Consider the following 23,483-nt stretch of genomic DNA (forward strand, 5'->3'; position numbering starts at 1 on the left):
CTGCCGGGGCACTGCGCCCTTGAAGCAGCCATTCAAATAAGATGAACGGCCAAGCGCCCATGCCCGACCGCCGCAACGCCCTCACCCCCGACGCGCTGGCGATGATGGATGTCATCGCCCGCGCGGGCAGCTTCGCCGCGGCCGCGCGCGAGCTGGGCAAGGTGCCCTCGGCCCTGACCTACAGCGTGCGCCAGCTCGAGGACGCGCTGGACGTGCTGCTGTTCGACCGCCGCTCCGGCCAGGCGGTGCTCACCGCCGCCGGCGAAGAGCTGCTGCGCGAGGGCCGGCGCCTGCTGGCCGAGATGGACGCCGTGGCCAACCGGGTGCGGCGGGTGTCCTGCGGCTGGGAAAGCCAGCTCACGGTGGCCGCCGACGGCGTGATCTCTCGCGTGACCCTGCTCGAACTGTGCGAGGCGTTCTTCGCGCTGCGCCCGACCGAGGGCAGCGACGAGGGCACCGGCACGCGGCTGCGCCTGCGCACCGAGGTGCTGTCGGGCACCTGGGAGGCGCTGCTGGCCGGCGAGGCGGACCTCGCCATCGGCGTCGGCTCGGCGGGCAGCAACGCGCCGCCGGGCATCGAGATGCGGCTGCTCGGCGAAATGGGCTTCGTCTTCGCCGTGGCGCCGCACCACCCGCTGGCCCGCCACGAAGGGCCGATCCCGGACCACGAGCTGTTGCGCCATCGCGCCGTCGCCGTGGCCGACACGGCGCGCCGACACGAGCCGCTGACCTTCAACCTGCTGCCCGGGCAGGACGTGTTCACCGTGGCCACGGTGCAGGCCAAGGTCGAGGCGCAGGTGCGCTGCCTGGGCTGCGGCTTCCTGGCCGAGCCGATCGCGCGCGAGCACATCCGCGCCGGTCGCCTGGTGGTGCGGCAGGTGCAGCGCGACAACCCCGTGGCGCGCCTTCACTACGCCTGGCGCAGCGCCGCCGCGCCGGACCCGAAGAAGCCGCCGCAGGGCCTGGCACTGGGCTGGTGGCTGCAGCAGCTCGACAGCGAGGCCACCCGCCGCGCCCTGATCGAACGCCACGCCGGGCTGCCCACCGGCGTGGACTGAGCACTGCGCAGACCCGGCATGGCGACCTACGTCGGGCGCTTCGCGCCCTCGCCCAGCGGGCCGCTGCACGCCGGATCGGTGGTGGCCGCGCTGGCGAGCTGGCTCGACGCCCGCGCGCAGCGCGGCCGCTGGCTGATGCGCATCGAGGACGTCGACGGCCCGCGCACCGAGCCGGGCGCGGTCGAGACCATCCTGCACCAGCTGCAGGCGCTGGGCCTGGCGCCGGACGAGGCGCCGGTGTTCCAGTCGCACCGTGCGGCGCGCTACCAGGCCGCGCTGGACCGCCTCGTGGCGGCCGGCCAGGCCTACCCCTGCGGCTGCACGCGGCGCGAGATCGAGGCCGAACTCGCGGCGCTGAGCCAGCCCGCCGTGCCCGGCGCCGAGCGTGTCTACCCCGGCACCTGCCGCGCCGGCCTGCACGGCCGCCCGGCGCGCGCTTGGCGGCTGCGCTGCGGGGACGCCGCGGCGCCGGTGCAGGTGGCCTGGCTCGACCGCCGCCTCGGCCCGCAGGCCCAGGACGTGACGGCCAGCGTCGGCGACTTCGTGCTGCGGCGCGCCGACGGTCCCTGGGCCTACCAGCTCGCGGTGGTGGTCGACGATGCCGACCAGGGCGTCACCGACGTGGTCCGGGGCGAGGACCTGGCCGACAACACCGCGCGGCAGATCCACCTGCAGCGCCTGCTCGGGTTGCCCACGCCGCGCTACCTCCACACCCCGCTCGTGCGCGACGCGCAGGGGCACAAGCTGTCGAAAAGCCGCGGCGCGCCCGCGCTCGACGTGACGCAGCCCCTGGCCGTGCTGCGCGCCGCCGGCCACGCACTCGGCCTGCCCGCCCTGACCGCCACGGACGCCGCCGGCTGGAGGACGCAGGCCGTGCCGGCGTGGCGGTCACAATGGCCGCTGCCCGCTCCGGGCCCCCGATGAACCCACGACAGGAATCTCCCGCCATGCCCACCACCACCGCCAGCGGCCTGCAGTACGACGACACCCAGGTCGGCGCCGGCGCCACCGCCCAGGCCGGCACCCAGGTCACCGTGCACTACACCGGCTGGCTGCACGACGCCAACGCCCCCGGCCAGCGCGGCCGCAAGTTCGACTCCAGCAAGGACCGCGGCGACCCGTTCCGCTTCGACCTCGGCGCCGGCATGGTGATCGCCGGCTGGGACGAGGGCGTGCAGGGCATGAAGGTCGGCGGCACCCGCGTGCTGGTGATCCCGCCGCAGCTCGGCTATGGCGCGCGCGGCGCGGGCGGCGTGATCCCGCCCAACGCCACGCTCGTGTTCGAGGTGGAACTGCTGCGCGCCTGAGCGCGACGCCGGCGGCGCGCCGGGCTCAGTCCCGGTTCTCGAACAGCATCAGGCCGGCGGCCGTGTTCGAGATCGGGATGTGGTAGTTGCGGTGCAGCTCGTGCACCTGCCCGGTCAGTGCCCCGCGCGCGGCCACCCAGTTCAGCAGCTCGATGCCCTGCGTGCCGGCCTCGCGCACCAGCTCGTTGATCGAGTAGCGGGTGGCCCAGGCCGGGTCCTTCGCGAGGCTGTCCATGAAGGCGATGTCGAAGGGCTTGTTGATGTGACCGGCCCGCTCGCCTTCGAGCTGGTGCGACAGGCCGCCCGTGCCCAGCACCACCACGCGCGCGTCGTTCTGCCACGACTTCACGGCACGGCCGACGGCCTGTCCCAGCGCCAGGCAGCGCGCGGCCGACGGCAGCGGGAACAGCACGGTGTTGATGCACACCGGCACCACCTGCACCGGCCACTTCTGGTCCGGCCACAGCAGCGCGAACGGCAGCGTGAAGGCGTGGTCGACCTTCATCTCCTGGCAGGTGGTGAGGTCGAAGTCCTGCGCGACCAGCTGCTCGATCAGGTGCCACGACAGCTCGGTGGCGCCCGCGAAGGGCGGCACCTGCGGGATGCCCCAGCCCTCGTCGGCGTTGCGGTACTCGGCCGCCGCGCCGACGGCGAAGGTGGGCATCTTGTCGAGGAAGAAGTTCAGGCCGTGGTCGTTGTAGAACACCACGGCCACGTCGGGCTTCACCTCGCCCAGCCATTGCCGCACCGGCGCAAAGCCCGAGAAGAAGGGCTTCCAGTACGGATCGTCCTGCAGCCCCTTGGCGATCGCGCCGCCGATGGCGGGCACGTGGGAGGTGGTGATGCCACCGATGATGCGGGCCATGCGTGTGCTCCTCAGGTGCGGCCGGCGGCGACGAGCCGGGCCTTGAACTGTTCCTTGGTCAGGCCGGTCTGCTGCGCGCCGATGTCCTGCATGTCCAGGCCGAAGATGCCGGCGAACTTGGCCAGGTAGTAGGCGTTGCCGCCCGCGGCGATCAGCTGCAGCACGTTGCGCTGGCGGACCGCCTCGCGCTGCGCGGCGTCCAGGCCGTACCTGGCGCAGTAGGCGTCCTCGTCGGCCTTGAAGGCGGCGCGGTTGGCCGCGTCGTTGAACGAATAGCACATCTTGTTCAGCGCGTAGCCGCGGCTGGCGGAGCGGCCGTCGAACAGCGGCGTGCCGAAGATGTCGTCCTTCACCTGTCGCTGCGGGGTGCTGTCGGGCATGGTGTCGTCCTCGTGCGTTTGATCTGGATCAACGTGGCGCGCCCCGCGCCGGGCGCGGGGGCGTGACGCCAGTGTCTGGATCAAGCGCGGGGCGATCAACGCCGCCACACTCATCCGTCACATGAGCCGCATCGATCCCCTGGACATCGACGGGCGCCTGCTCGCGCTGCTGGTGGCGGTGGTGGAAGCACGCTCGGTCACGCGCGCCGCCGAGCGGCTGGGCGTCACCCAGTCGGCGGTCAGCCACGGGCTGGAGCGGCTGCGTGCGCTGGCCGGCGAGCCGGTCGTCGTGCGGTCGGGCCGCGGCGTGGTGCCGACGGCGCGCGCGCTGCTGCTGGCCGACCGGGCTCGTGCCCTGCTCGAAGGCCTGGCCACGCTGGCCGAGGACGGCCGCTTCGATCCCGCCGCGTTCGAGGGCTGCCTGCAGATCGCCGCCAACCCGCTGCAGCGCGACCTGCTGCTGCCGCGCCTGCTGGCCCGGCTGCGCGAACAGGCACCCCGGGTGAGCCTGCGCGTGACGCCGTCGGACGTGCCCACCGCCGAGATGCTGCGCGACGCGCACTGCCAGCTCGCCATCTCGCCGCGCCTGCCCGACGCCGGCGACATCGTGCACAAGCGCCTGTTCGAGGACCGCTACGCGGTGTTCTTCGACCCGGCCTGCCGCGATGCGCCAGCCGACCGCGGGCAGTGGAGCCAGGCCGACCATGTGACCGTGATGCACGGCCCGCAGCGGCCGCTGGCGGTGGACGCGTGGCTGGCAGCGCACGGCTTCACCCGGCGCGTGGCGGTGGAGGTGACCGACTTCAGCGGCGTGCGCGCCTTCGTGCAGGGCACGACCCGCCTGGCCACCCTGCCGTCGCTGCTGCGCGTGGGGGCGCTGTCCGGGCTGGCCCATGCCGCCCTGCCCTTCGACACGGACCCGATGCCGATCTATGCGCTGTGGCACCAGCGGCACCAGGCCGACCCGATGCACCGATGGCTGCGGGGCGAGCTCGACGCCGTGGTGGCCGAGGTGGCCGCGCACTGAAGCGTCGGTGCGGGACTACTCCGGCTCGATCTTGGCGGCGCGGATCACGTCGCCCCAGCGCTTGATCTCGCCGGCCAGCAGCGCGTCCTGCTCGGCCGGGGAACTCGCGGCCAGGCGCATGCCGAGCTTGCCGAGCTTGTCCTGCACGCTGGGCGAGGCCACGGCCTCGCGCGCGGCACGGTTGAGCGTCGCGATCACGTCGGCCGGCGTGCCCGCCGGCGCCGCCAGTGCGTTCCACGAGGCGACGCTGTAGCCGGCCACGCCGGCCTGCTGCACCGTGGGCACCTCCGGCAGCGCCGGGTTGCGCTTGTCCGACGACACGGCCAGCACCTTCACCGCGCCGGCCTGCACCTGCGGGATCATCGGCCCGAGGATCTCGAAGGCAAGGTCGATCTCGCCCGCGCGCAGGGCGGTCAGCACGGCCGGGCTGCCCTTGTAGGGCACGACCAGCGCATCGACACCGGCCACCGTCTCGAACAGCTTGGCCGCCAGGTGCTGCGTGCTGCCCACCGCGATGGTGCCGACGTTGAGCTTGCCGGGGTTGGCCTTGGCGAACGCCACCACGTCGCGCAGGCTCGCGAAGCGCGAGCCCGACGGCACGAATAGGCCGACGTCGAAGTAGCCCAGCGTGCTGATCGCCGCGAAGGCCTTCTGCGTGTCGTAAGGCAGCCTCTTGAACAGGCCGACGCTGACCGCGTTGCCGTTGCTCATCAGCAGCAGCGTGTGGCCGTCAGGCCTGGCGCTGGCCACGGCCTGGCTGGCGACGATGCTGCCGGCGCTGGGCTTGTTCTCGACGACGATCGGCTGGCCCAGGCGCTGGCTCATCACCTCGGCCACGGCACGCGCCGTGAGGTCGGCGATGCCGCCGGGCCCGAAGGGCACCAGCAGCTGGATCGGGCGGGACGGGAAACGCTCCTGCGCGAGCGCGAAGCCCGGCAGGGCCGTCGCGCCGAGCCAGCCCAGCGCGGCGCGACGACGGAGGGAGAGCGGTCGTGGCATGTTCATGGACGGCAGTATGCCCACGCGGGTCAGAAGCGGTGGCGCAGGCCGACGCTGTACGCCGTCTGGCTGCCGAGCGTGCCGAGGAACGCGGGCCGCGCATAGCCGCCTTCGACCTGGTTGCGGTCGACCACGGCGTACACGTCGGTGCGGCGCGAGAAGCGGTAGTTCACCGTCGCCCAGGCCACCTTGCGCGAGCCTTCGAGCGTGGCGCTGCCCGATTGCGAGTCGTCGAAGTAGGCCACGCTCAGGGTGCTGGCCGGCGACAGCTCGACGTTGGTGCCCAGCGTCCAGACCTTGTTCTTCTGGGCGCTGACCTCGGCCGAGCGCTGCATGTACCCGCCGAACAGCGCGACGGTCGGGTTGAGCCGGTAGTTGCCGCCCAGGCCGACGATCTTGCGCTTCTCGGTGCCGGCGCGGTTGTTCATCTGCTGCGCGTAGGCCGCCAGCGAGACGCTGCCCTTGGTGTAGCCCAGGCCGACGGCGGTGGCGCTGTTGGCGCTGGTCGAGGCCTGGCCGCCCACCGTGTAGGAGGCCAGCACTTCCACGTCGCCCAGCTTGTGGTCGTAGCGCACCACGTTGTCCTGGCGCGCGATGTGGTGGCTGCTGAACACCGACAGCGCGGCATTGTTGGCATTGCCCAGCGGCTGGAAGCGCGCGGCCAGCGCATGGGCCACCGTGTACTGGCGGCCCAGCAGCACGCCACCCCAGGGGCCGCGCATGCCGACCCAGGCCTCGCGGCCCCACAGGCGGTTGGACGAGGCCTCCTGGCCGTAGTCGGCCGTGGCCGTGCCCTGCAGCGTCTGGCCGGTGCCCGGATGGAAGCCGGCTTCGACGTTGAACACCGCCCGCAGGCCGCCGCCGAGGTCCTCGGTGCCGCGCAGGCCCCAGCGCGTGCCGGTGAAGATGCCGTCCTCGGTCGTGATGTTGGCGTCGCGCGCGGCATTGGCGTTGGTGGCGCGGCGCACGGCCAGGTCGTACAGGCCATAGATCGTCACGTTGCCGCTCGGCGCGGCCTGGGCCGATGCGGCCGGCGGTGCCAGCAGCGCGGACGCGGCCGCGATGCCGAGCGCCATCATCTTCTTCGTCATGGGTTTCTCCTCGGTTGTTGTGTGGGGTCCGGATCGGTGCGGTCTAGAACGACAGCGGCTGGCCGGGCGTGGCGACGAGCACGCGCACCGGGCTCGATCCCATGGCCTCGACGAACTGCGCCGCGGTGCCGCGCGCCAGCGGGTTGGCGCCATAGTGCATCGGGATCACGGCCTTGGGCCGGATCAGTTCCTTCACGGCCCAGGCCGCCTCGGCCGGGTCCATCGTGAAGTTGCCGCCGATGGGCACCAGTGCGAGGTCGGGCTTGAAGCGCTCGCCGATCAGGCGCATGTCGCCGAAGGCCGCGGTGTCGCCCGCGTGGTAGATGCGAAAGCCGTTCTCCAGCTCGACGATCCAGCCGAGCGGCTCGCCGCCGGGATGGGTCTCGTCCTTGCCGGTGGCCGGGTTGCGCCAGACGTAGATCGACGAGTGCTCGGCACGCACCGCGGTGACCTTGATGCCGGCCGCGGGCTCGACCGTGCCGCCCTTGTTCATGCGCAGCAGCAGGTGGGCCGGCAGCACGCCGAGCGTGGTCAGCGTCTGGTTCAGGTCGCCGGGCGCCCGGACCGGCACGTTGTACTGCAGGGCCAGCGCCGGGGCGTCGGCGATGTGGTCGAAGTGACCGTGGCTGACCAGCAGCACGTCGAGGCGCCCGAAGGCCTCGAGCTGCTTGAACGCCGGCGGCGTGAGCGGATTGGTGCGCAGCCAGGGGTCGGTCACGATCACCTTGCCGCCCGGCGAGACGATCCTGAACGCCGCCTGGCCGAGCCAGGTGACCTCCGCTTTCGGTGCCGCCGCCGGCGGGGCCGCGGGCGTCGCGCAGCCGGCGACCAGAGCCGCCACAGCGGCCATCACGAGTCCTCGGAGCATCGTCATGCGCATGGTGTCAGTCCGGTTTCACGTTGCCCGCCTTGACGACCTCCGCCCAGCGCGGGATCTCGCGCCGGATCAGGTCGCCGAAGGCCTGCGGCGTGGTCGGCACCGGCACGGCGCCTTCGACCGCGAGCTGCTGCGCCACGTCGGGCAGCGCGAGGGCCTTGTTCACTTCGGCGTTGAGCCGGCTGACCTGCGCGGCCGGCAGGCCGGCCGGGGCGACGAGGCCGTACCACTGGTCGGCCTCGAAGCCCGCGATGCCGCTCTCGGCCACCGTCGGCACGTCGGGCAGCACCGGCAGGCGCTGGGCGCTGGACACCGCGAGCGCGCGCAGGCGCCCGCTCTTGACGTGCGGCAGCACGGCAGGCGACCCGGTGAAGGTGCAGTCCACGGTGCCGGCCAGCACGTCGGTGACCGACGGCGCGGTGCCCCGGTAGGGGATGTGCAGCATGAAAACGCCCGCCTTGAGCTTGAGGTACTCGAAGGTGATGTGCGCCGCGCTGCCGTTGCCGCCGGACGAGTAGGTCAGGCGGCCCGGATTCGCGCGCGCCGCCGCGATCAGCTCCTTCAGCGACCGGATCGGCGAGGCCGCGCCGACCACCAGCACGTTGGGCACGCGGGCGACGTAGGCCACGGGCACGAAGCTCTTCAGCGGGTCGTAGGGCAGCCGCGGGTACATCGACGGATTAACGCCGAGCGTGCCGATGTGACCCATCAGCAGCGTGCTGCCATCGGGCTCGGACTTGGCGACCTCGCCCGCGCCGACCGAGCCGCCCGCGCCGGGCTTGTTGTCGACGATGACGTTCACGCCCAGGGCCAGCGACAGCTTGGGCGCCAGCGCGCGGGCGAGGATGTCGGTGCTGCCCCCCGGCGTGAAGGGCACGACGATGCGCAGCGGCCGCGCCCCCTGCGCATGCACGGCCCAGGGCGCGCACAGCGCCGCCGCCATCAGGGCGCGCCGCGCGGAATCGGGTTGGTCGCTCATCGGATCTCCGGAGTCGGGTCGGGGGCAGGCGCCATCGCGGCGCTCTGCCGACAACCCCGGAGCATCGCCGCACGAACCGCGGCGGACCATTGCGGCGTGCCGCCCGGGCCTTGCGTTTCGGTTATGAGGCCAGGTCGGCCAGCGCGTCGGCGGTGACCTGCCGCAGCGCCGCCAGCGCCCCTTGGCAGGCCGCGGACGCGAGCGCATCGCGGCGCTGCGTGATGCCGATCGCGCGCTCCGAGCCGGCCAGCGGGCCGGTGACGCAGACCAGCAGGCCCGAGCGCACCTCGGCCTGCACCTGCAGCGGCGACAGCAGCGCGACGTGGTCGCCGGCCAGCAGCACCGAGCGCACGACGGCCGTGCTGTGGGCCCGCAGCGCGACGGTCGGCGCCTGGACGCCGGCCTGGACGAACAGCCGCTCGAACACCGCGTGCGCGGGCGTTCCCGGCAGCGGGCCGATCCAAGGAAAGGGGGCAAGCCTTCGCAGCGACGCGGCGCGCCCGCGGCCCGCCAGCGGATGCCCGCGGCGCACGACGGCCACGAAGCGGTCGACGTAGAGCGTCTCCTCCACGAAGTCGCCCGCCAGCTCGGCCCCGCGCAGCGGGCCGACGATGAAGTCGATGTCCGCGCCGCGCAGCAGCTGCGACAGCGACTCGTAGGTGCCATCCTTGACCGTGATGCGCAGCGCCGGCGGCCGGCCCAGCAGGCGGGCCACCAGCTGGGGCACCAGCACGTCGCTGGCCATCGGCAGCGACCCGATGGCCAGCTGCGACGCCACCTGCCCGCACCAGGGCGCGAGCTCCTCGTGCCCGATGCGGATCTCGGCCAGCGCCACCTTGGCCTGCTGCAGCAGCCACTCGCCCGCCTCGTTGAGCCGCGAGCCGCCGCGCGTGCGCTCGAACAGCCGCACCCGGGCCGCGTGCTCGAGCCGGCGCAGCGCCTGGTGCAGCGCCGGCTGCGACAACCCCAGCGACTGCGCCGACGCGGCCTCCGTCGCATGCGTCGCCCGAGCGACCAGGGCCTGCAGCATCGCGTCGCTGGCCAGGCGCGGAAGCGAGTCCACCGAGGCCGGCGCGCCGCGCTGGCGCAGGCCCTGGGCCGCCACCTGCAGGGCCTGCAGGGCCCGTCCGACGCGCAGCGCCAGCGTCTGGCCGGCCGCGGTGGCCACCATGCCGCGCGCGCCGCGCTCGAACAGCCGCACGCCCAGGCGCTGCTCGGCGGCCTGCACTGCGCGCGTGATCGCCGACGGTGACTGGTGCAGCGCCAGGGCCGCCTGCGACACGCCGCCCGCGGTGCTGACCGCGGCCACCGCGCGCAGCGCGCGAAGCGGGATCGTGCTCAAGGGCGGGTCAGAAGCCGAGCCATCGGTTCGGCGTGTCCCAGAACAGGCGCCGGCGGTCCGCCGCGTCGGGCACCAGACGCTCGGCCAGGCGCAGCAGCGGTCCCACGTCCAGCCGCTCGGGCGCACGCAGGAAGGGCCAGTCGCTGGCCCACAGGCAGGCGTCGAGCGAGAAGGCCTGCACCAGCGCGTCGAAGAACGGCCGCGTGTCGGACCAGGGCGCGCGCTCGCGCGAGAACTTCTGCCATCCCGACAGCTTCACCGCGGTGCGCCCGTTGGCGGCCATCGCCAGCAGCGCCTGGAAGCCCGGCTGCGACACGCCGCGCGCCGGGTCCGGCCGGCCGCCATGGTCCACCAGCACGCGGATGCCGCTGTCCTCGAGCATCGGCCGCAGCGCCACCAGCTGGTCGTGCTCGACCTGCAGCGACAGCAGCAGGCCGAGGTCGTGGGCGCGGCGCAGCAGCGGGCCGGCGGCAAGGCAATGGTCCACGCCGAGCACGGTGGCATTGAGCGCCAGCCCGATCACGCCGGCGGCCTGCAGCTGCCGCAGTGCGTCGTCGTCGGTGTCCAGGCCGACGAAGGCGATGCCGCGCAGCGCCTGCGGCGCCCGCGCCAGGGCGTCGAGCAGGCAGCGGTTGTCGGTGCCGTAGCCGGAGTTCGGGCCGACGAGCAGCGCCCGGCGGATGCCGTAGGCCTGCATCACCTGCAGGTAGGCGTCGATGCCGCCCTGCTCCTGGCCCGCGGGCCGGTAGGCGACGTCCGGCGCGTAGGCGAAGCGCGCCGGGTCGAGCACGTGGCAGTGGCAGTCGACCTTCGGTTCGTCGAAGACGTTCACCGCCGCCGCCTGCCGCGCCGGGTCACCTGGCGCCGAGCGCGGGCAGGATCTCCTTGACGATCTGCTTGCCGTCGCGCGCCTCGACGAGGAAGCTCTCGCGGTCGAGGTCGCCGTTGGCGTCGAAGCTCACGTCCATCAGGATGCCGGGGTGCTGGGCCGCCTTCAGCGACAGGCCCTTCATCGTCTGCGCGACGAGCTGACGGTCAAACTTGCCGGCCTTCTCGATCGCGGCCTTGAGCACGTACACGCCGGTGTAGCCCTTGATGCCGTTGTGGTCCGGCGTGAACTTCCAGTCGCGCTCGAACTTGGCGCGGAAGTCCTTCAGCGCCGGAATCGGCGCGTCCACCGTCAGGCCCACGTGGGCCACGGCGCCGTTGGCGGCCTCGCCGGCCAGCTCGATGACCTTCTGGCTGGTGAGCACCGTCTCGCCGACGATCGGCTTGGTGACGCCCTGCTTGCGCAGCTCGCGCAGCAGGCGGGCCGACTCCTCCTCGTTCGTGTAACAGAAGATCACGTCGGCGTTGGACTGCTTGGCCTTGAGCACCGCGGCCGAGAAGTCGACCTGGTTCTGGTCGGTCGAGATGTCGGTCAGCACCTTGGTGCCGAGCGCCTCGAGCGCCTTGGTCACGGCGTCGCGCCCGCCCTTGCCGAAGTCGTTGTTGACGTAGATCACCGCCACCGTCTTGGCCTTGAGGTTGTTGGCCATGTAGCGCGCCACCTTGGGCATCGCGGTGTCCTGCGTGAAGCTGGTGCGGAAGATGTACGGGTTGCCCTGCTTGGTGATCGCCGCCGCCTCGCCGCCGGTGAAGTTGGGGATCTCGGCCCTGCGCGTCTCGGCCATGCTGACCAGGATCGAGCCGGAGAACACCGGGCCGAACACCGCGAACACGCCGTCGTCCACCGCCTTCTGCGCCAGGCCCTTGGCCACGCCGGGGTTGCTCTGCGTGTCGGCGGTGGTCATCTCGATGCGCCGGCCGAGGATGCCGCCCGCGGCATTGATCTCCTTGACCGCCAGCTCGATGCCATTGCGGAAGTTGGTGCCGGACGTGGCGCCGGCGCCGGACAGCTCGACGATGTTGGCGATCTTGACGGTGTTCTGGGCGCTGGCGCCGTGCGCGGCCAGGCCGAGGGCCGCCGCGGCGGCGAGCAGGCGAAGGGTGCGTTGCATGGGGGTCTCCTGTCTTGTCTTGGGGTCGGAAGGAAGGTGGCGCGATCGTCAGCGCGGTGCCAGCAGGGCCCGCACGCCGGACAGGTCCGCCTGCAGCGTGCGCGACAACTCGTCGTAGCCGAAGAAGCGCAGGTACTCGGGAATCTGCTGCACCAGCATCTCGAAGCCGGCCTCGGCCTGCAGGCCGCGGGCGCTGCACTCGCGCAGCAGCGGCGTGGGCTGCTTGCTCATGATGATGTCCACCACGGCAGCGCCGGCATCGACGCGCTGCGGCTCGAAGGGCAGCGGGTCGTCGGGCTTCAGGCCCTGCGAGGTGCAGTTGACGACGAGGTCGAAGCCGGCCGGGTCGGCGCTGTCGGCCACCGACGCCGCCGCGCCGGCGATCGGCACCAGCCGCTGCACCAGCGACGCCGCGCGCTCGCGCGTGCGGTTGAACACCGCCAGGGCCGCCGGGCCGCGCTGCGCGATCGCCGCGGCCACCGCGTGGCCGCCGCCGCCCGCGCCCACTACCAGCACGCGCCGGCCGCGCACGTCGATGCCGAAGTGGTCCAGGCCCTTGACGAAGCCGATGCCGTCGAACAGCGCCGCCTCCAGGTGGCCGTCGGGCAGGCGCCGCACCGCGTTGACCGCGTGCGCGATGCGCGCCACCGGGTCGGCGGGGTCGAGCAGGTCGGCCAGCTGCGCCTTGTGCGGAATGGTCGCCCAGCAGCCGCCGACGTTGTCCGCCGCCAGGCCGTGCTTCAGGAAGCCCGGCAGCGCCGCGGCCGGCAGCTTCAGCGGCACCAGCACCGCGTCGATGCCGTGGCTGGCGAACAGGTGGTTGTAGACCTCGGGCGCGCGCACCTGGGCGACCGGGTCGCCGAGGATGAAGTAGACGCGGGTGGTTCCGGTGATCGGCATGGAAGACGGCGAATGCGGCGGCGCGGGGGCCGGTGGCGGCTGAGTCTAGGGTGGCCGCCCCGGCCGTCCGGCACGGTGTCGCCCCGCGCGATAACCGATCGTTATCATGGTTTCCATGAGGCTGGCGGCATTGAAGGCCCTGGTGGCCGCAATCGAGGAAGGCAGTCTGCGCGGCGCCGCGCGACGCCTGGGCGTGTCGCAGCCGGCGCTGACCAAGGCCCTGCGCGAACTCGAGCTCGAGCTGGCCGCGCCGCTGGTGCTGCGCTCGAGCACCGGCGTGGTCGCCACGGCCCAGGGCAAGGTGCTGTACGAGCGCGCGCGCGCGGCCGACCGCGAACTCACGGCCGCGGTGGACGAGATCCGCCAGCTCGGCGGCGCGATGGTGGGCGAGCTGCGGGTGGGCGCGGTGCCGCTGGCGCTGATGATGCTGATCCCCGAGACGCTGCGCACCTTCAGTCGCGAGTACCCGGACATCCGCCTGCACGTCCAGGAGGAGCTGTACGTCGAGCAGCTCAGCCGCCTGCGCCGCGGCGAGGTGGACGTGGCGATCGGCCCGCAGCCCGCCGGCCTGCCGCCGGGCGAGCTGGTGGTCGAGCCGCTGATGCCCATCACGATGGTGGTGGTGGTGCGCAAGGGCAGCCCGTGGGCCCGCGCGCGCTCGCTGTCGGAGCTGGCCGAGGCACGCTGGGTGTTCACCGGCAACACCGACGGGGCGGGTTACGCACGGCACCTGTTCGAGCAGCACGGCCTCGCCCCGCCGCGGGCGTCGGCGCTGGTGAACTCGACCCTGGGCCTGCTGTCGCTGATCTGCGGTGGCGACTATGTCGGCCTGATGCCGCAGCCGATCGCCAGCCACCCGCTGGCGGCGTCCTACATGGTGACGCTGAAGCTGCGCGAGGCGCCGTTCCAGTCGACGCTGGCGGCGATGTCGCGGCCGCAGACCTCGCTGTCGCCGGCGGTGCGCCACTTCGTGGCCCACCTCGGCCGGGCCGCGCACCAGATGCGGCTGCTGCTCTGAGGCGCGTTCACCCCGGCGCCGCCTGGCGCCGGAACTGGGCCGGCGACAGGCCGACCTGGCGCTTGAAGAAGCGCGAGAAGTAGGCCGCGTCCTCGAAGCCCAGCTCCCAGGCCAGGCGCGACACCGGGGCGGCGATGTACAGCAGCCGGCGCTGCGCCTCGCGCGCCAGCCGCTCGTGCACCAGCTGCAGCGCGGTGCGCCCGGTCTGCGCGCGCAGCATGCGGTTCAGCCGCTCCTCCGACAGGCCGAGCGTGGCGGCATAGCGCGCCACCGGCCAGTGGTCAAGGTGGTGTGCTTCCACCAGGGCCATGAAGCGCGCCGCCTGGGCGCGGTGCGGCGGAGCGTCGGCGCCGGCCTCGCCGCGCAGCCGCGCCTCGTGCGCCAGGCGCCACAGCACCGACCGCGCCAGCCACACCGGCAAGGGCCCGCCCGCGGCGTCCGGCGCATTGAACTCGGCCAGCATGGCCTCGAACAGCGCCCCCAGCCGCTCGGCCTGCGCGCTGCCGGCGTCGAACGCCAGCACGCGCGAGTGCGCGAACAGCCCGGCCAGCGCGCGCGCCACGTCGCCGCCCTCGCCCTCGACCATCGCCCCGGGGCTGGCCGTCAGCACGAAGCCCTCGGTGTGGCGCGCGAAGCGGAAGGCATGCACCACGCCCGGCGCGATGACGACGGCCGCCGGCCCTTCGCAGCGGCTGCGGATTTCGTCCAAGCGCACCTCGGCCGTGCCGTGGCCCACCCAGACCACCTGGTGCAGGCCATGGTGGACATGGGCGTCGATCTCCCACTGGTAGCGGCGGCTGCGCGACTGCACCGACTCGACGTGGAGCAGTTCGTCGCGGCTGACGGGCGCCCCCTCGGACTCGCCGTAGAGCGCGAAGGCGGGCACCCGCGGGCGGACTCGGCGACGGGGGCGGGTGGGATCCGGCATGCGGCAAAAGTACAAGCCTTCGGGGCCCTTCGTCCAGCCGGGGCAACCCGCGCCTGCCTAGAGTGCGCTCCACGGCAGATCGCCGGGGAGACACGCCATGGCATTCCACTTCGACCCGTACTCGCCGGCGATCGACGCCGACCCGTTCCCGTCCTACCGCACGCTGCGCGACGAGCACCCCTGCTTCTGGAGCGCCGAGGCGCAGATGTGGGTGCTGTCGCGCTATGCCGACATCGTCAGCGCCGGCCAGGACTGGCAGACCTACTCGTCGGCCAAGGGCAACCTGATGACCGAGCTGCCCGGGCGCGCCGGAGCCACGCTCGGCACCACCGACCCGCCGCGCCACGACCGCCTGCGCGGGCTGGTCCAGCATGCCTTCATGAAGCGCAACCTGGAGGCGCTGGCCGGGCCGATCCGCGACATCGCCCGCGACGCCGCCACCGCCCTGGAGGGCGAGCGGCAGTTCGACTTCATCACCGGCTTTTCCAGCAAGTTCACCGTGCGCGTGCTGTTCGCCGCGCTCGGGCTGCCGCTGGGCGACGAGATGACGGTGCGCGAGAAGGCGGTGCTGATGGTGCAGAGCGACCCGCACACCCGCGCCAAGGGTCCGGAGCACATCGCCGCCTACCAGTGGATGACCGACTACGCGGCGCGCGTGATCGCCGAGCGCCGCGCGCGGCCCGTGAACGACCTGATCTCGCACTTCAGCACCGCCGAGATCGACGGCGACCGGCTCGACGAGCGCGAGGTGCTGCTGACCACCACCACGCTGATCATGGCGGGCATCGAGTCCCTGGGCGGATTCATGGCGATGTTCGCGCTGAACCTCGCCGACCACCCCGAGGCGCGTCGGGCCGTGGTGGCCGATCCCGCGCTGCTGCCCGACGCCGTGGAGGAGTCGCTGCGCTTCAACACGTCGGCCCAGCGCTTCCGCCGCTGCCTGCAGAAGGACGTGACCCTGCACGGCCAGACGATGCGCGCGGGCGACTTCGTCTGCCTGGCCTACGGCTCGGGCAACCGCGACGAGCGCCAGTTCCCCGACCCCGACACCTACGACATCCGGCGCAAGCCGCGCGGTCATCTGGGCTTCGGCGGCGGCGTCCACGCCTGTCTGGGCACCGCGATCGCGCGCCTGGCGGTGAAGATCGCCTTCGACGAGTTCCACAAGGTGGTGCCCGACTACCGCCGCGTGCAGGAGCACCTGCCCTGGATGCCGTCGTCCACCTTCCGCAGCCCGACGCGGCTCGAACTCGCGTTGCAGTAACCCCCCAACGAGGCCCGACATGGCACACATCACCTTCATCGAACCGTCCGGCAACGCCGTCACCGTGGACGTCACCGACGGCTGGAGCCTGATGCAGGGCGCCACCGCCGGCGGCGTGGACGGCATCGTAGCCGAGTGCGGCGGCTCCTGCGCCTGCGCCACCTGCCACTGCTACGTGGACGAGGCGCGCGCCGCCGACCTGCCGCCGCCGTCCCAGGGCGAGCTCGACATGCTCGCCAACGTGGCCGCCGAGCGTCGGCCCCACAGCCGCCTGTCGTGCCAGATCAAGGCGTCGCCCGCGCTGGAAGGCCTGGTGGTGACCTTGCCCGATACTCAGGAGTGATGTCCACCGAACCCGCTCCCTTCATCGTCGTCGGTGCCGGCCAGGCCGGCGTGCAGGCCGCCGAGGCGCTGCGCGCGCTCGACGCCGACGCACCCATCGTGCTGCTCGGTGCCGAGCCGCACGGTCCCTACCACCGCCCGCCGCTGTCCAAGGCCTGGCTGGCCGGCGAGATGGACGCCGCGCAGCTGGCGATGCGCACGCCCGAAATGCTGGCGAGAAAGCGCATCGAGCTGCGCACCGGCGTGCGCGTGGCCGCCATCGACCGCGCGACGCGGACGCTCCGCCTCGCCGACGGCAGCGCCCTGCCCTACCGCGGCCTGGTGCTGGCCACCGGCTCGGTGCCGCGCCGCCTGACGCTGCCCGGGGCCGACGCGCCCAATGTGCACGTGCTGCGCTCGCGCGACGACGCCAGCGCCCTGGCCGCGTCGATGGCCCGGGCCGCGGCGCAGGCGCTGCCGCTGGTGGTGATCGGTGGAGGATTCATCGGCCTGGAGGCGGCAGCCACCGCGCGCAAGAAGGGCCTGACCGTGACCGTGCTGGAAGCACAGCCGCGGCTGCTGGCGCGCGCGCTGGTGCCGGCGCTGTCCGACTGGTTCGCCGCGCTGCACCGCGCGCGCGGCGTGGACATCGTGTTCGACGCCCGGGTGGAAGCGCTCGAGCGCGATGCAGGCGGCAGCGTCACCGCGGTGCGACTGGCGGACGGCACGCGGCTGCCCGCCGGCGTGGTGCTGGTCGGCGTGGGCGTGAACGCCGACGACGCCCTCGCGCGCGAGGCGGGCCTGGCTTGCGACCGCGGCATCGTCGTGGACGACTGCGCCCGCACCGCCGATCCGCTCATCGCCGCGGCCGGCGACTGCACCGCCCGCCGCACCGCCGACGGCACGCTGCTGCGGCTGGAGTCGGTGAACAACGCCACCGAGCAGGGCAAGTCGGCCGCGGCGGCGCTGCTCGGCCAACCCCGGCCGTTTGCCGGCACGCCGTGGTTCTGGTCCGACCAGTACGACCGCAAGCTGCAGATGGCGGGGCTGTCGGCGGGCGCCGACGCGTCGGTGCTGCGCGGATCGATGGACGACGGCGCGTTCACGCTGTTCCACCTGCGCGACGGGCGCCTGGTGGCAGCCGACTCGGTCAATGCCGCGAAGGACCACCTCGCGGTGCGCAAGCTGCTCGACGCGGGCGTGTCACCCACGCCCGCGCAGCTGGCGGACCCGGCCACCGACCTCGCCGCCCTGGCCGCGGCGCCGCGCTGACGCGCGCCGGTGCGCCCGGCCGGATCAGCACCGGCGGATCAGGCGGGGAACTCCTCGGTGTCGATCTCGCGCTGCGTTGCCGCGGTGTAGCGGGCGCCGGCCACCGTGCGCTGGTTGATCAGCGCGTCCAGCCGGGCCACGAGATCGGGCGCCAGCGACACGTCGGCGGCGCCGAGGTTCTCGGCCAGATGCGCCGGATGGGTGGTGCCGGGAATCGGGATCACGTGCGGGCCGCGCTGCAGCAGCCACGCGAGGGCCAGCTGCGCCATCGTGCAGCCGGCCTCGCGGGCCAGGCCGGCCAGGCCGTCCAGCAAGCCCAGGTTGTGCGCGTAGGCGGCCGGCTCGAAGCGCGGCATCTGGCGCCGGATGTCCTTGGAGTCCAGCGTGGACACGTCACGCAGCGCGCCGGTGAGGAAGGCGCGCGCCACCGGCGAGAAGGCGACGAAGGCCACCCCCAGCTCGCGGCAGGCCGCCAGCGTGCCCAGCTCGGCGTTGCGCGTCCACAGCGAGTACTCGTTCTGCAGCGCCGCCACCGGATGCACGGCGTGGGCGCGGCGCAGCGTGGCCGCCGACACCTCGGACAGGCCGATCTCGCGCACCTTGCCCTGGCGCACCAGGTCGGCCATCGCGCCCACGGAGTCCTCCACCGGCACGCCGTTGGCGATGTCCAGCCGGTGCAGGTAGTAGACGTCGATCACGTCGGTGCCCAGGCGGCGCAGGCTGTCCTCGCAGTTGCGGCGCAGCGTCTCGGGGCGGCCATCGATCACGCGCCGCGTCACGCCGTCGGCGCCCGCCACGCCGGCCATGCCGCCCTTGCTGCACAGCACGATGCGGCCGCGATGGGGCCGCAGCACGCGGCCCACCAGCTGTTCATTGGCGCCGAAGCCGTACAGCGCCGCGGTGTCGAACAGCGTGACGCCACGCTCCAGCGCGTCGAGCAGCAGCCGCTCGGCCGCCTCGGCCGGCGGCGGCGCGCCGTAGGCGTGGCTGAGGTTCATGCAGCCCAGGCCGATCTCGGCCATCTCGAAGGGGCCAATGCGCCGGGTCCTCATGCGAGCTGCTGCTCCAGCTGGTGCAGCACCTCGTAGCAGGGCAGCACCTGCGCCACGCTGGCATTGGGCTCGCGCCCGTCGCGGATGGCGGCGAAGAACTCGCGGTCCTGCAGCTCGATGCCGTTCATCGACACGTCCACCTTCGACACGTCGATCTTCTCGTCCTTGCCGTTGAACAGGTCGTCGTAGCGCGCGATGTAGGTGCCGGTGTCGCCGATGTAGCGGAAGAAGGTGCCCAGCGGGCCATCGTTGTTGAACGACAGGCTCAGCGTGCAGATGGCGCCGCTGGCCGCCTTGAGCTGGATGCTCATGTCCATCGCGATGCCCAGCACCGGGTGGATCGGGCCCTGGATCGCGTTGGCCTTCACGATCGGGCTGCGCGCCTGGTAGGCGAACAGGTCCACGGTGTGCGCGGCGTGGTGCCACAGCAGGTGGTCGGTCCAGCTGCGCGGCTGACCCAGCGCGTTCATGTTCGTGCGCCGGAAGAAGTAGGTCTGCACGTCCATCTGCTGGATGTTGAACTCGCCGGCGGTGATGCGCTGGCGCACCCACTGGTGGCTCGGGTTGAAGCGCCGCGTGTGGCCGCACATCGCCACCTTGCCGCTGGCCCGGGCGGCGGCCACCACGGCCTGGCCGTCCCTGAGCACGTCGCACAGCGGAATCTCCACCTGCACGTGCTTGTCCGCCGCCAGGCAGGCCAGCGTCTGCGACGCGTGCATCTGCGTGGGCGTGCACAGGATGACCGCGTCCACGTCCTTGATGCGCAGGCTGTCCGCCAGGTCGGTGGTCACGTGGGCGATGCCGTACTTGTCGGCCACCTCCTGCGTCTTGGCCAGCTCGCGGCTGACCAGCGAGACGACCTTGACGTCCGGGATCAGCTTGATCGCGTCGAGGTGCTTGATGCCGAAGGCGCCGGCCCCGGCGAGGGCGACGTGGATGGTCATGCGTTCTCCAGGATGAGATGGCCGACGGCCGTGTTCGATGCGGGCACGTGATAGAAGCGGTGCGCCACCTTCGGCGGGGCGTCGCTCATCGCGCCGCGCGCGATCAGCCACATCACCAGCTCGATGCCCTCGCTGCCGGCCTCGCGCACGTACTCGATGTGCGGCACCTGCGACAGCGACTCGGGCTCGGCGATCAGGCGGTCGAGGAAGCGGTTGTCCCAGGGCTGGTTGATCAGGCCGGCGCGCGGGCCCTGTAGCTGGTGGCTCATGCCGCCGGTGCCCCAGATGTGCACGTTCAGCGGCTCGTCGTAGCTTTCCACCGCCTTGCGGATGGCGCGGCCGAGGTTGAAGCAGCGCCGGCCCGAGGGCACCGGGTACTGCACCACGTTCACCGCGAACGGGATCACCGGGCACGGCCAGGCCTGCGGCTGGCCGCACATCAGCGACAGCGGCACCGTCAGGCCGTGGTCGACGTCCATCCGGTTGACGATGGTGAGGTCGAAGTCGTCCTGGATCACGCTCTGCGCGATGTGCGAGGCGAGGTCCGGATGCCCCTGCACCACCGGCACCGGGCGCGGGCCCCAGCCCTCGTCGGCGGGCTTGAATTCCGCCGCGCAGCCGATGGCGAAGGTGGGGATCAGCTCGAGACTGAACGCCGACGCATGGTCGTTGTAGACGAGGAAGATGACGTCCGGCCGGTGGTCCTTCATCCACTGCTTGGAGAATTCGTAGCCCTTGAACAGCGGCTGCCAGTACGGCTCGGCGGTCTTGCCCAGGTCGATGGCCGCGCCGATGGCCGGCACGTGGCTGGTGTAGACGGAAGCGGTGATGCGGGCCATGTCAGCGGCTCCAGCCCGGCTTGCCGCTGCCCTGCGGCTGGCGGTGCGCCTGCGCAGTGCCGTCCTCGCCGACCACGCGGTTGCCCTCGGGCGAACGCCCGCCCTTGATCATCATGTCGCGGTACTCCTCTTCGCTCAGGCCGGTCATGCTGCCGGCCATCTGCTGGAAGCTCTTGCCGTCGGTGGCGCCGATCTTGGCCAGGAAGTAGATGTTGCCGCCGGCGGCGATGGCCTTGTTCAGGTCGCGTTCGAGCACGGCCTGCTTCTGCGCCTCGGTCATCGGCCACTCGTCGAGGTAGGCACGCTCGTCGGCCTTGAAGCGGGCCCGGTTCTCGGCCTTCATCAGGCTCATGCAGAACTGGTTGAGCCAGTAGCCCCTGCGCGACTGCTCGGCGTCGAAAATCGTGGTGCCCGGAATGTCCAGGTAGGGTTTGTGCAATGCCATGGTTGCTCCAGGGGCGCCCGCGCTCAGCGCTCCTCGGGCCAGTAAAGACGCATCGGGTTGTCCACCAGCAGCTTGCGCTGCAGTTCGGCGGTGGGCGCGATGTGCGGAATGAAGTCCACCAGCAGGCCGTCGTCGGGCATGTGGTTCTTGAGGTTCGGGTGCGGCCAGTCGGTGCCCCAGAGCACGCGGTCGGGGAACTGCTCGACCACGGTGCGCGCGAAGGGCACCACGTCGCGGTAGGCGTTGCGCTCGCCGTTCAGCGCCGGCGGGCCGGCCACCGACAGGCGCTCGGGGCAGCTCACCTTGCTCCACACGTTGTCGTGCTCGCGCATGAAGCGCAGGAACAGCGCGAACTCCGGGCCGTCGATCGGCTTGGCCACGTCCGGACGGCCCATGTGATCGACCACCACCGTGGTGGGCAGCGCGGTGAAGAAGTCCCATAGCTCGGGCAGGTCCACCGCCTCGAAGTAGATGACGACGTGCCAGCCGAGCGTTTTGATGCGCCCGGCGATCTCCATCAGCTCGTCCTTGGGCGTGAAGTCCACCAGGCGCTTGACGAAGTTGAAGCGCACGCCGCGCACGCCGGCCTCGTGAAGCGACTCCAGTTCGGCGTCGCTGACGCTGCGCCGCACGGTGGCCACGCCGCGCGCCCTGCCGCCGCTGGCGCGGCAGGCGTCGGTCATGGCGCGGTTGTCGGCGCCGTGGCAGGTGGCCTGCACGATGACGTTGCGCGCGAAGCCCAGATGGTCGCGCAGCGCGAACAGCTGCTGCTTGCTCGCGTCGCAGGGCGTGTACTTGCGCTCGGGCGCGTAGGGGAACTCGGCGCCGGGGCCGAACACGTGGCAATGCGCGTCCACCGCGCCCGCGGGCAGCCGGAACTGCGGCCGGCTCGGGCCGGCATACCAGTCCAGCCAGCCGGGAGTCTTCTCGAAGGCGCTCATGTCTTGTCGTCCAGGTGTCGGAGGATGCGGTCGGCTTCCACGCGCCAGTCGCTGCTGCGGGCGAATTCCTTCGTGCCCTTGGTGCCGAACAGGCCGGCGTCGGCGAGGTCGGCCACCCAGGCCTGGCGCTCGGCGGTGCCGGCGGCGCTCCAGGGCGCAAGGCCGGCCTCCTGCACGGTGACGGCCACCTCGCGCACCTCCTCGCTGCGGCGGCGGCCATGTTCGATCACGCGCTGGAAGAAGTAGGCCGCCTGCTTCTCCCAGTCCACGCCGGGGAAGGTCTCCTGCAGCGACGCGATCACGGCGTCTTCCACGCCGTAGTGGCGCGCGGTGGTGAAGCTCTCGATCACCATCGCCTCCAGGCCCTTGATCATCACGCTGCGGCACATCTTGGTGGCGCTGGCCACGCCGAGCTCGGCACTGGCCACGCGCGCGGCAAAGCCCAGCCCGTCGAGCACCGGCGCCAGCGCCGCGGCCTGCGGCCCGCCCAGCAGCAGCGGCACCTTGATCCGGTACGGCGGCACCGAGGTCATCACCGCGCCCTCGACGTAGCGCCCGCCGACGGCGCCGACGAGGTCGGCCGCGCGGCACTTGGCGCCCGGCGAGGCGGAGTTGAAGTCGAGGAAGAACGCCCCCGCGGCCAGCCCCGGTGCTGCCGCCTCGGCCACGGCCACGGCCTGGCTGGCCGTGACGGCGCTGACCACCAGGGCGGCGCCGAGCACTGCGTCGGCCGACGAAGCGGCCAGCGCGACGCCGGTGCGCGCCGCATGCTCGCGCAGAGCGTTGCCCGCTTCGCCCGCGAGCTTCACGTCGTAGGCGCGCAGTTCGTGGCCGGCCGGCGCGAGGTCCTCCGCGAGGATGCGGCCGACCTCGCCGTAGCCGATGAGCGCGATCTTCATGCGATGCACCTCCGGGGGCCGGGCCTCAGTCGATGTACTTCAGGCCGAGCGCGGCCAGCGGCTCGCGCATCTTGTACATGTCCAGGCCGAGCACGCCGGTGGCGAGCTTGTCGCGCTTGTCGCCCTCGTTGGCCTCGCGCTTGGCGGCGGCGTCGAGCGCGGCAGCGGCCATGGCGCGCGGCACGCACACCACGCCGTCGTCGTCGGCCACGATCACGTCGCCCGGGTGCACCAGCGCGCCCGCGCACACCACGGGAATGTTCACCGAGCCGAGCGTGGCCTTGACGGTGCCCTTGCTGCTGATGGCGCGGCTCCACACCGGAAACTGCATCTCGGTGAGCGTCTTCACGTCGCGGCAGCCGGCGTCGATGATCAGCGCGCGCGCGCCGCGGGCCTTGAAGCTGGTGGCCAGCAGGTCGCCGAAGTGGCCGTCGGTGTTGTCGGTGGTGCAGGCCGCCACGACGATGTCGCCGGGACGGATCTGCTCGGCCGCCACGTGCAGCATCCAGTTGTCGCCGGGCTGCAGCAGCACCGTGACCGCCGTGCCCGACACCTGCGCGCCGGCGTAGATCGGCCGCATGCAGGTCTTCATCAGGCCGACGCGGCCCATGGCCTCGTGCACCGTGGCGCTGCCGAAGGCGGCCAGCCGGTCGGCCACCGACGCATCGGTGCGCTGGATGTTGCGATAGACGACGCCGAGTTCGTACATGGTGGGGCTCCTGCGTGGGGACGGGC

General features: G+C 72.5%; 26 protein-coding genes. 8 read left to right on the forward strand and 18 right to left on the reverse strand.

Annotated features, from left to right (window positions below; all coding sequences use genetic code 11):
* Positions 1-59: 59 nt before the first annotated feature.
* The 3 genes from AC2EAQ_RS05135 to AC2EAQ_RS05145 are packed head-to-tail and all read left to right on the forward strand — an operon-like array spanning position 60 to position 2,365.
* The gene (locus tag AC2EAQ_RS05135) at positions 60-1,058 is read left to right on the forward strand and encodes a LysR family transcriptional regulator (RefSeq protein WP_484641167.1); all 999 of its coding nucleotides are present in this window, start codon (positions 60-62) and stop codon (positions 1,056-1,058) included.
* 18 nt (positions 1,059-1,076) lie between these two features.
* Positions 1,077-1,982 (forward strand): tRNA glutamyl-Q(34) synthetase GluQRS, encoded by a 906-nt coding sequence (gluQRS, locus tag AC2EAQ_RS05140; RefSeq protein WP_484640720.1) that lies wholly within the window; start codon positions 1,077-1,079, stop codon positions 1,980-1,982.
* A gap of 23 nt (positions 1,983-2,005) precedes the next feature.
* Entirely contained in the window at positions 2,006-2,365 is a 360-nt protein-coding gene (locus AC2EAQ_RS05145; protein ID WP_484640721.1) for an FKBP-type peptidyl-prolyl cis-trans isomerase, read from the forward strand.
* 25 nt (positions 2,366-2,390) lie between these two features.
* On the opposite strand, the gene AC2EAQ_RS05150 is transcribed toward AC2EAQ_RS05145, so the two are convergent.
* Positions 2,391-3,230 (reverse strand): class III extradiol dioxygenase family protein, encoded by an 840-nt coding sequence (locus AC2EAQ_RS05150; protein WP_484640722.1) that lies wholly within the window; start codon positions 3,228-3,230, stop codon positions 2,391-2,393.
* 11 nt (positions 3,231-3,241) lie between these two features.
* Positions 3,242-3,610, reverse strand: a complete 369-nt coding sequence (locus AC2EAQ_RS05155) for a protocatechuate 4,5-dioxygenase subunit alpha (protein WP_484640723.1) — start codon at positions 3,608-3,610, stop codon at positions 3,242-3,244.
* 121 nt (positions 3,611-3,731) lie between these two features.
* Between AC2EAQ_RS05155 and AC2EAQ_RS05160 the strand changes: the two genes are divergently transcribed.
* A complete protein-coding gene (locus AC2EAQ_RS05160) occupies positions 3,732-4,637 on the forward strand; it encodes a LysR family transcriptional regulator (RefSeq protein WP_484640724.1) in 906 nt (301 codons plus the stop codon).
* A gap of 15 nt (positions 4,638-4,652) precedes the next feature.
* Here AC2EAQ_RS05160 and AC2EAQ_RS05165 read toward each other — a convergent pair whose 3' ends face one another.
* The 8 genes from AC2EAQ_RS05165 to AC2EAQ_RS05200 form a co-directional block, all read right to left on the reverse strand.
* Positions 4,653-5,636 carry a Bug family tripartite tricarboxylate transporter substrate binding protein gene (locus AC2EAQ_RS05165; RefSeq protein ID WP_484640726.1) on the reverse strand — a complete coding sequence of 328 codons (984 nt, stop codon included), beginning with the start codon at positions 5,634-5,636 and terminating at the stop codon, positions 4,653-4,655.
* A gap of 29 nt (positions 5,637-5,665) precedes the next feature.
* The gene (locus AC2EAQ_RS05170; RefSeq protein WP_484640727.1) at positions 5,666-6,727 is read right to left on the reverse strand and encodes a porin; all 1,062 of its coding nucleotides are present in this window, start codon (positions 6,725-6,727) and stop codon (positions 5,666-5,668) included.
* A 43-nt stretch (positions 6,728-6,770) separates the two neighbouring features.
* Complete coding sequence (locus AC2EAQ_RS05175) at positions 6,771-7,601, reverse strand: metal-dependent hydrolase (RefSeq protein ID WP_484640728.1); 831 nt, start codon at positions 7,599-7,601, stop codon at positions 6,771-6,773.
* A gap of 10 nt (positions 7,602-7,611) precedes the next feature.
* Positions 7,612-8,583: a Bug family tripartite tricarboxylate transporter substrate binding protein gene (locus AC2EAQ_RS05180; RefSeq protein ID WP_484640729.1), complete on the reverse strand. Its 972-nt coding sequence runs from the start codon at positions 8,581-8,583 to the stop codon at positions 7,612-7,614.
* A gap of 121 nt (positions 8,584-8,704) precedes the next feature.
* Complete coding sequence (locus AC2EAQ_RS05185) at positions 8,705-9,925, reverse strand: LysR family transcriptional regulator (protein WP_484640730.1); 1,221 nt, start codon at positions 9,923-9,925, stop codon at positions 8,705-8,707.
* Between the two features lie 7 nt (positions 9,926-9,932).
* Complete coding sequence (locus AC2EAQ_RS05190; protein WP_484640732.1) at positions 9,933-10,757, reverse strand: amidohydrolase family protein; 825 nt, start codon at positions 10,755-10,757, stop codon at positions 9,933-9,935.
* Positions 10,758-10,779: 22 nt separating this feature from the next.
* Positions 10,780-11,925, reverse strand: coding sequence for an ABC transporter substrate-binding protein (locus tag AC2EAQ_RS05195; protein WP_484640733.1), 1,146 nt, complete (start codon positions 11,923-11,925; stop codon positions 10,780-10,782).
* Positions 11,926-11,973: 48 nt separating this feature from the next.
* Positions 11,974-12,825, reverse strand: a complete 852-nt coding sequence (locus AC2EAQ_RS05200) for a shikimate dehydrogenase family protein (RefSeq protein WP_484640734.1) — start codon at positions 12,823-12,825, stop codon at positions 11,974-11,976.
* A 106-nt stretch (positions 12,826-12,931) separates the two neighbouring features.
* On the opposite strand from AC2EAQ_RS05200, the gene AC2EAQ_RS05205 reads away from it, so the two are divergent.
* Positions 12,932-13,843 carry a LysR family transcriptional regulator gene (locus tag AC2EAQ_RS05205; protein ID WP_484640735.1) on the forward strand — a complete coding sequence of 304 codons (912 nt, stop codon included), beginning with the start codon at positions 12,932-12,934 and terminating at the stop codon, positions 13,841-13,843.
* A gap of 7 nt (positions 13,844-13,850) precedes the next feature.
* Here AC2EAQ_RS05205 and AC2EAQ_RS05210 read toward each other — a convergent pair whose 3' ends face one another.
* A complete protein-coding gene (locus AC2EAQ_RS05210) occupies positions 13,851-14,729 on the reverse strand; it encodes a helix-turn-helix domain-containing protein (protein WP_484640736.1) in 879 nt (292 codons plus the stop codon).
* A gap of 139 nt (positions 14,730-14,868) precedes the next feature.
* On the opposite strand from AC2EAQ_RS05210, the gene AC2EAQ_RS05215 reads away from it, so the two are divergent.
* From AC2EAQ_RS05215 to AC2EAQ_RS05225, 3 genes are read left to right on the forward strand one after another with little or no spacing between them, the layout of a single operon-like run.
* Positions 14,869-16,035, forward strand: coding sequence for a cytochrome P450 (locus tag AC2EAQ_RS05215; RefSeq protein WP_484640737.1), 1,167 nt, complete (start codon positions 14,869-14,871; stop codon positions 16,033-16,035).
* Positions 16,036-16,054: 19 nt separating this feature from the next.
* Positions 16,055-16,378 carry a 2Fe-2S iron-sulfur cluster-binding protein gene (locus tag AC2EAQ_RS05220; protein WP_484640738.1) on the forward strand — a complete coding sequence of 108 codons (324 nt, stop codon included), beginning with the start codon at positions 16,055-16,057 and terminating at the stop codon, positions 16,376-16,378.
* Positions 16,378-17,628: an NAD(P)/FAD-dependent oxidoreductase gene (locus tag AC2EAQ_RS05225; RefSeq protein WP_484640739.1), complete on the forward strand. Its 1,251-nt coding sequence runs from the start codon at positions 16,378-16,380 to the stop codon at positions 17,626-17,628. Before AC2EAQ_RS05220 ends, AC2EAQ_RS05225 begins: the two co-directional genes overlap by 1 nt.
* Before the next feature lie 38 nt (positions 17,629-17,666).
* Here AC2EAQ_RS05225 and AC2EAQ_RS05230 read toward each other — a convergent pair whose 3' ends face one another.
* From AC2EAQ_RS05230 to ligK, 7 genes are read right to left on the reverse strand one after another with little or no spacing between them, the layout of a single operon-like run.
* Positions 17,667-18,680, reverse strand: coding sequence for an aldo/keto reductase (locus AC2EAQ_RS05230; RefSeq protein WP_484640740.1), 1,014 nt, complete (start codon positions 18,678-18,680; stop codon positions 17,667-17,669).
* Positions 18,677-19,624, reverse strand: a complete 948-nt coding sequence (locus AC2EAQ_RS05235; protein ID WP_484640741.1) for a Gfo/Idh/MocA family oxidoreductase — start codon at positions 19,622-19,624, stop codon at positions 18,677-18,679. Before AC2EAQ_RS05235 ends, AC2EAQ_RS05230 begins: the two co-directional genes overlap by 4 nt.
* Positions 19,621-20,463: a class III extradiol dioxygenase subunit beta gene (locus AC2EAQ_RS05240; protein ID WP_484640742.1), complete on the reverse strand. Its 843-nt coding sequence runs from the start codon at positions 20,461-20,463 to the stop codon at positions 19,621-19,623. Before AC2EAQ_RS05240 ends, AC2EAQ_RS05235 begins: the two co-directional genes overlap by 4 nt.
* A 1-nt stretch (position 20,464) precedes the next feature.
* A complete protein-coding gene (gene ligA / locus AC2EAQ_RS05245; protein ID WP_484640743.1) occupies positions 20,465-20,908 on the reverse strand; it encodes a protocatechuate 4,5-dioxygenase subunit alpha in 444 nt (147 codons plus the stop codon).
* A gap of 23 nt (positions 20,909-20,931) precedes the next feature.
* The gene (locus AC2EAQ_RS05250; protein WP_484640744.1) at positions 20,932-21,849 is read right to left on the reverse strand and encodes an amidohydrolase family protein; all 918 of its coding nucleotides are present in this window, start codon (positions 21,847-21,849) and stop codon (positions 20,932-20,934) included.
* A complete protein-coding gene (locus AC2EAQ_RS05255; RefSeq protein ID WP_484640745.1) occupies positions 21,846-22,748 on the reverse strand; it encodes an NAD(P)-dependent oxidoreductase in 903 nt (300 codons plus the stop codon). Before AC2EAQ_RS05255 ends, AC2EAQ_RS05250 begins: the two co-directional genes overlap by 4 nt.
* Positions 22,749-22,773: 25 nt before the next feature.
* Positions 22,774-23,457, reverse strand: a complete 684-nt coding sequence (gene ligK / locus AC2EAQ_RS05260) for a 4-carboxy-4-hydroxy-2-oxoadipate aldolase/oxaloacetate decarboxylase (protein WP_484640746.1) — start codon at positions 23,455-23,457, stop codon at positions 22,774-22,776.
* Positions 23,458-23,483: the final 26 nt, after the last annotated feature.

The organism is Aquabacterium sp. T101 (assembly GCF_057219775.1).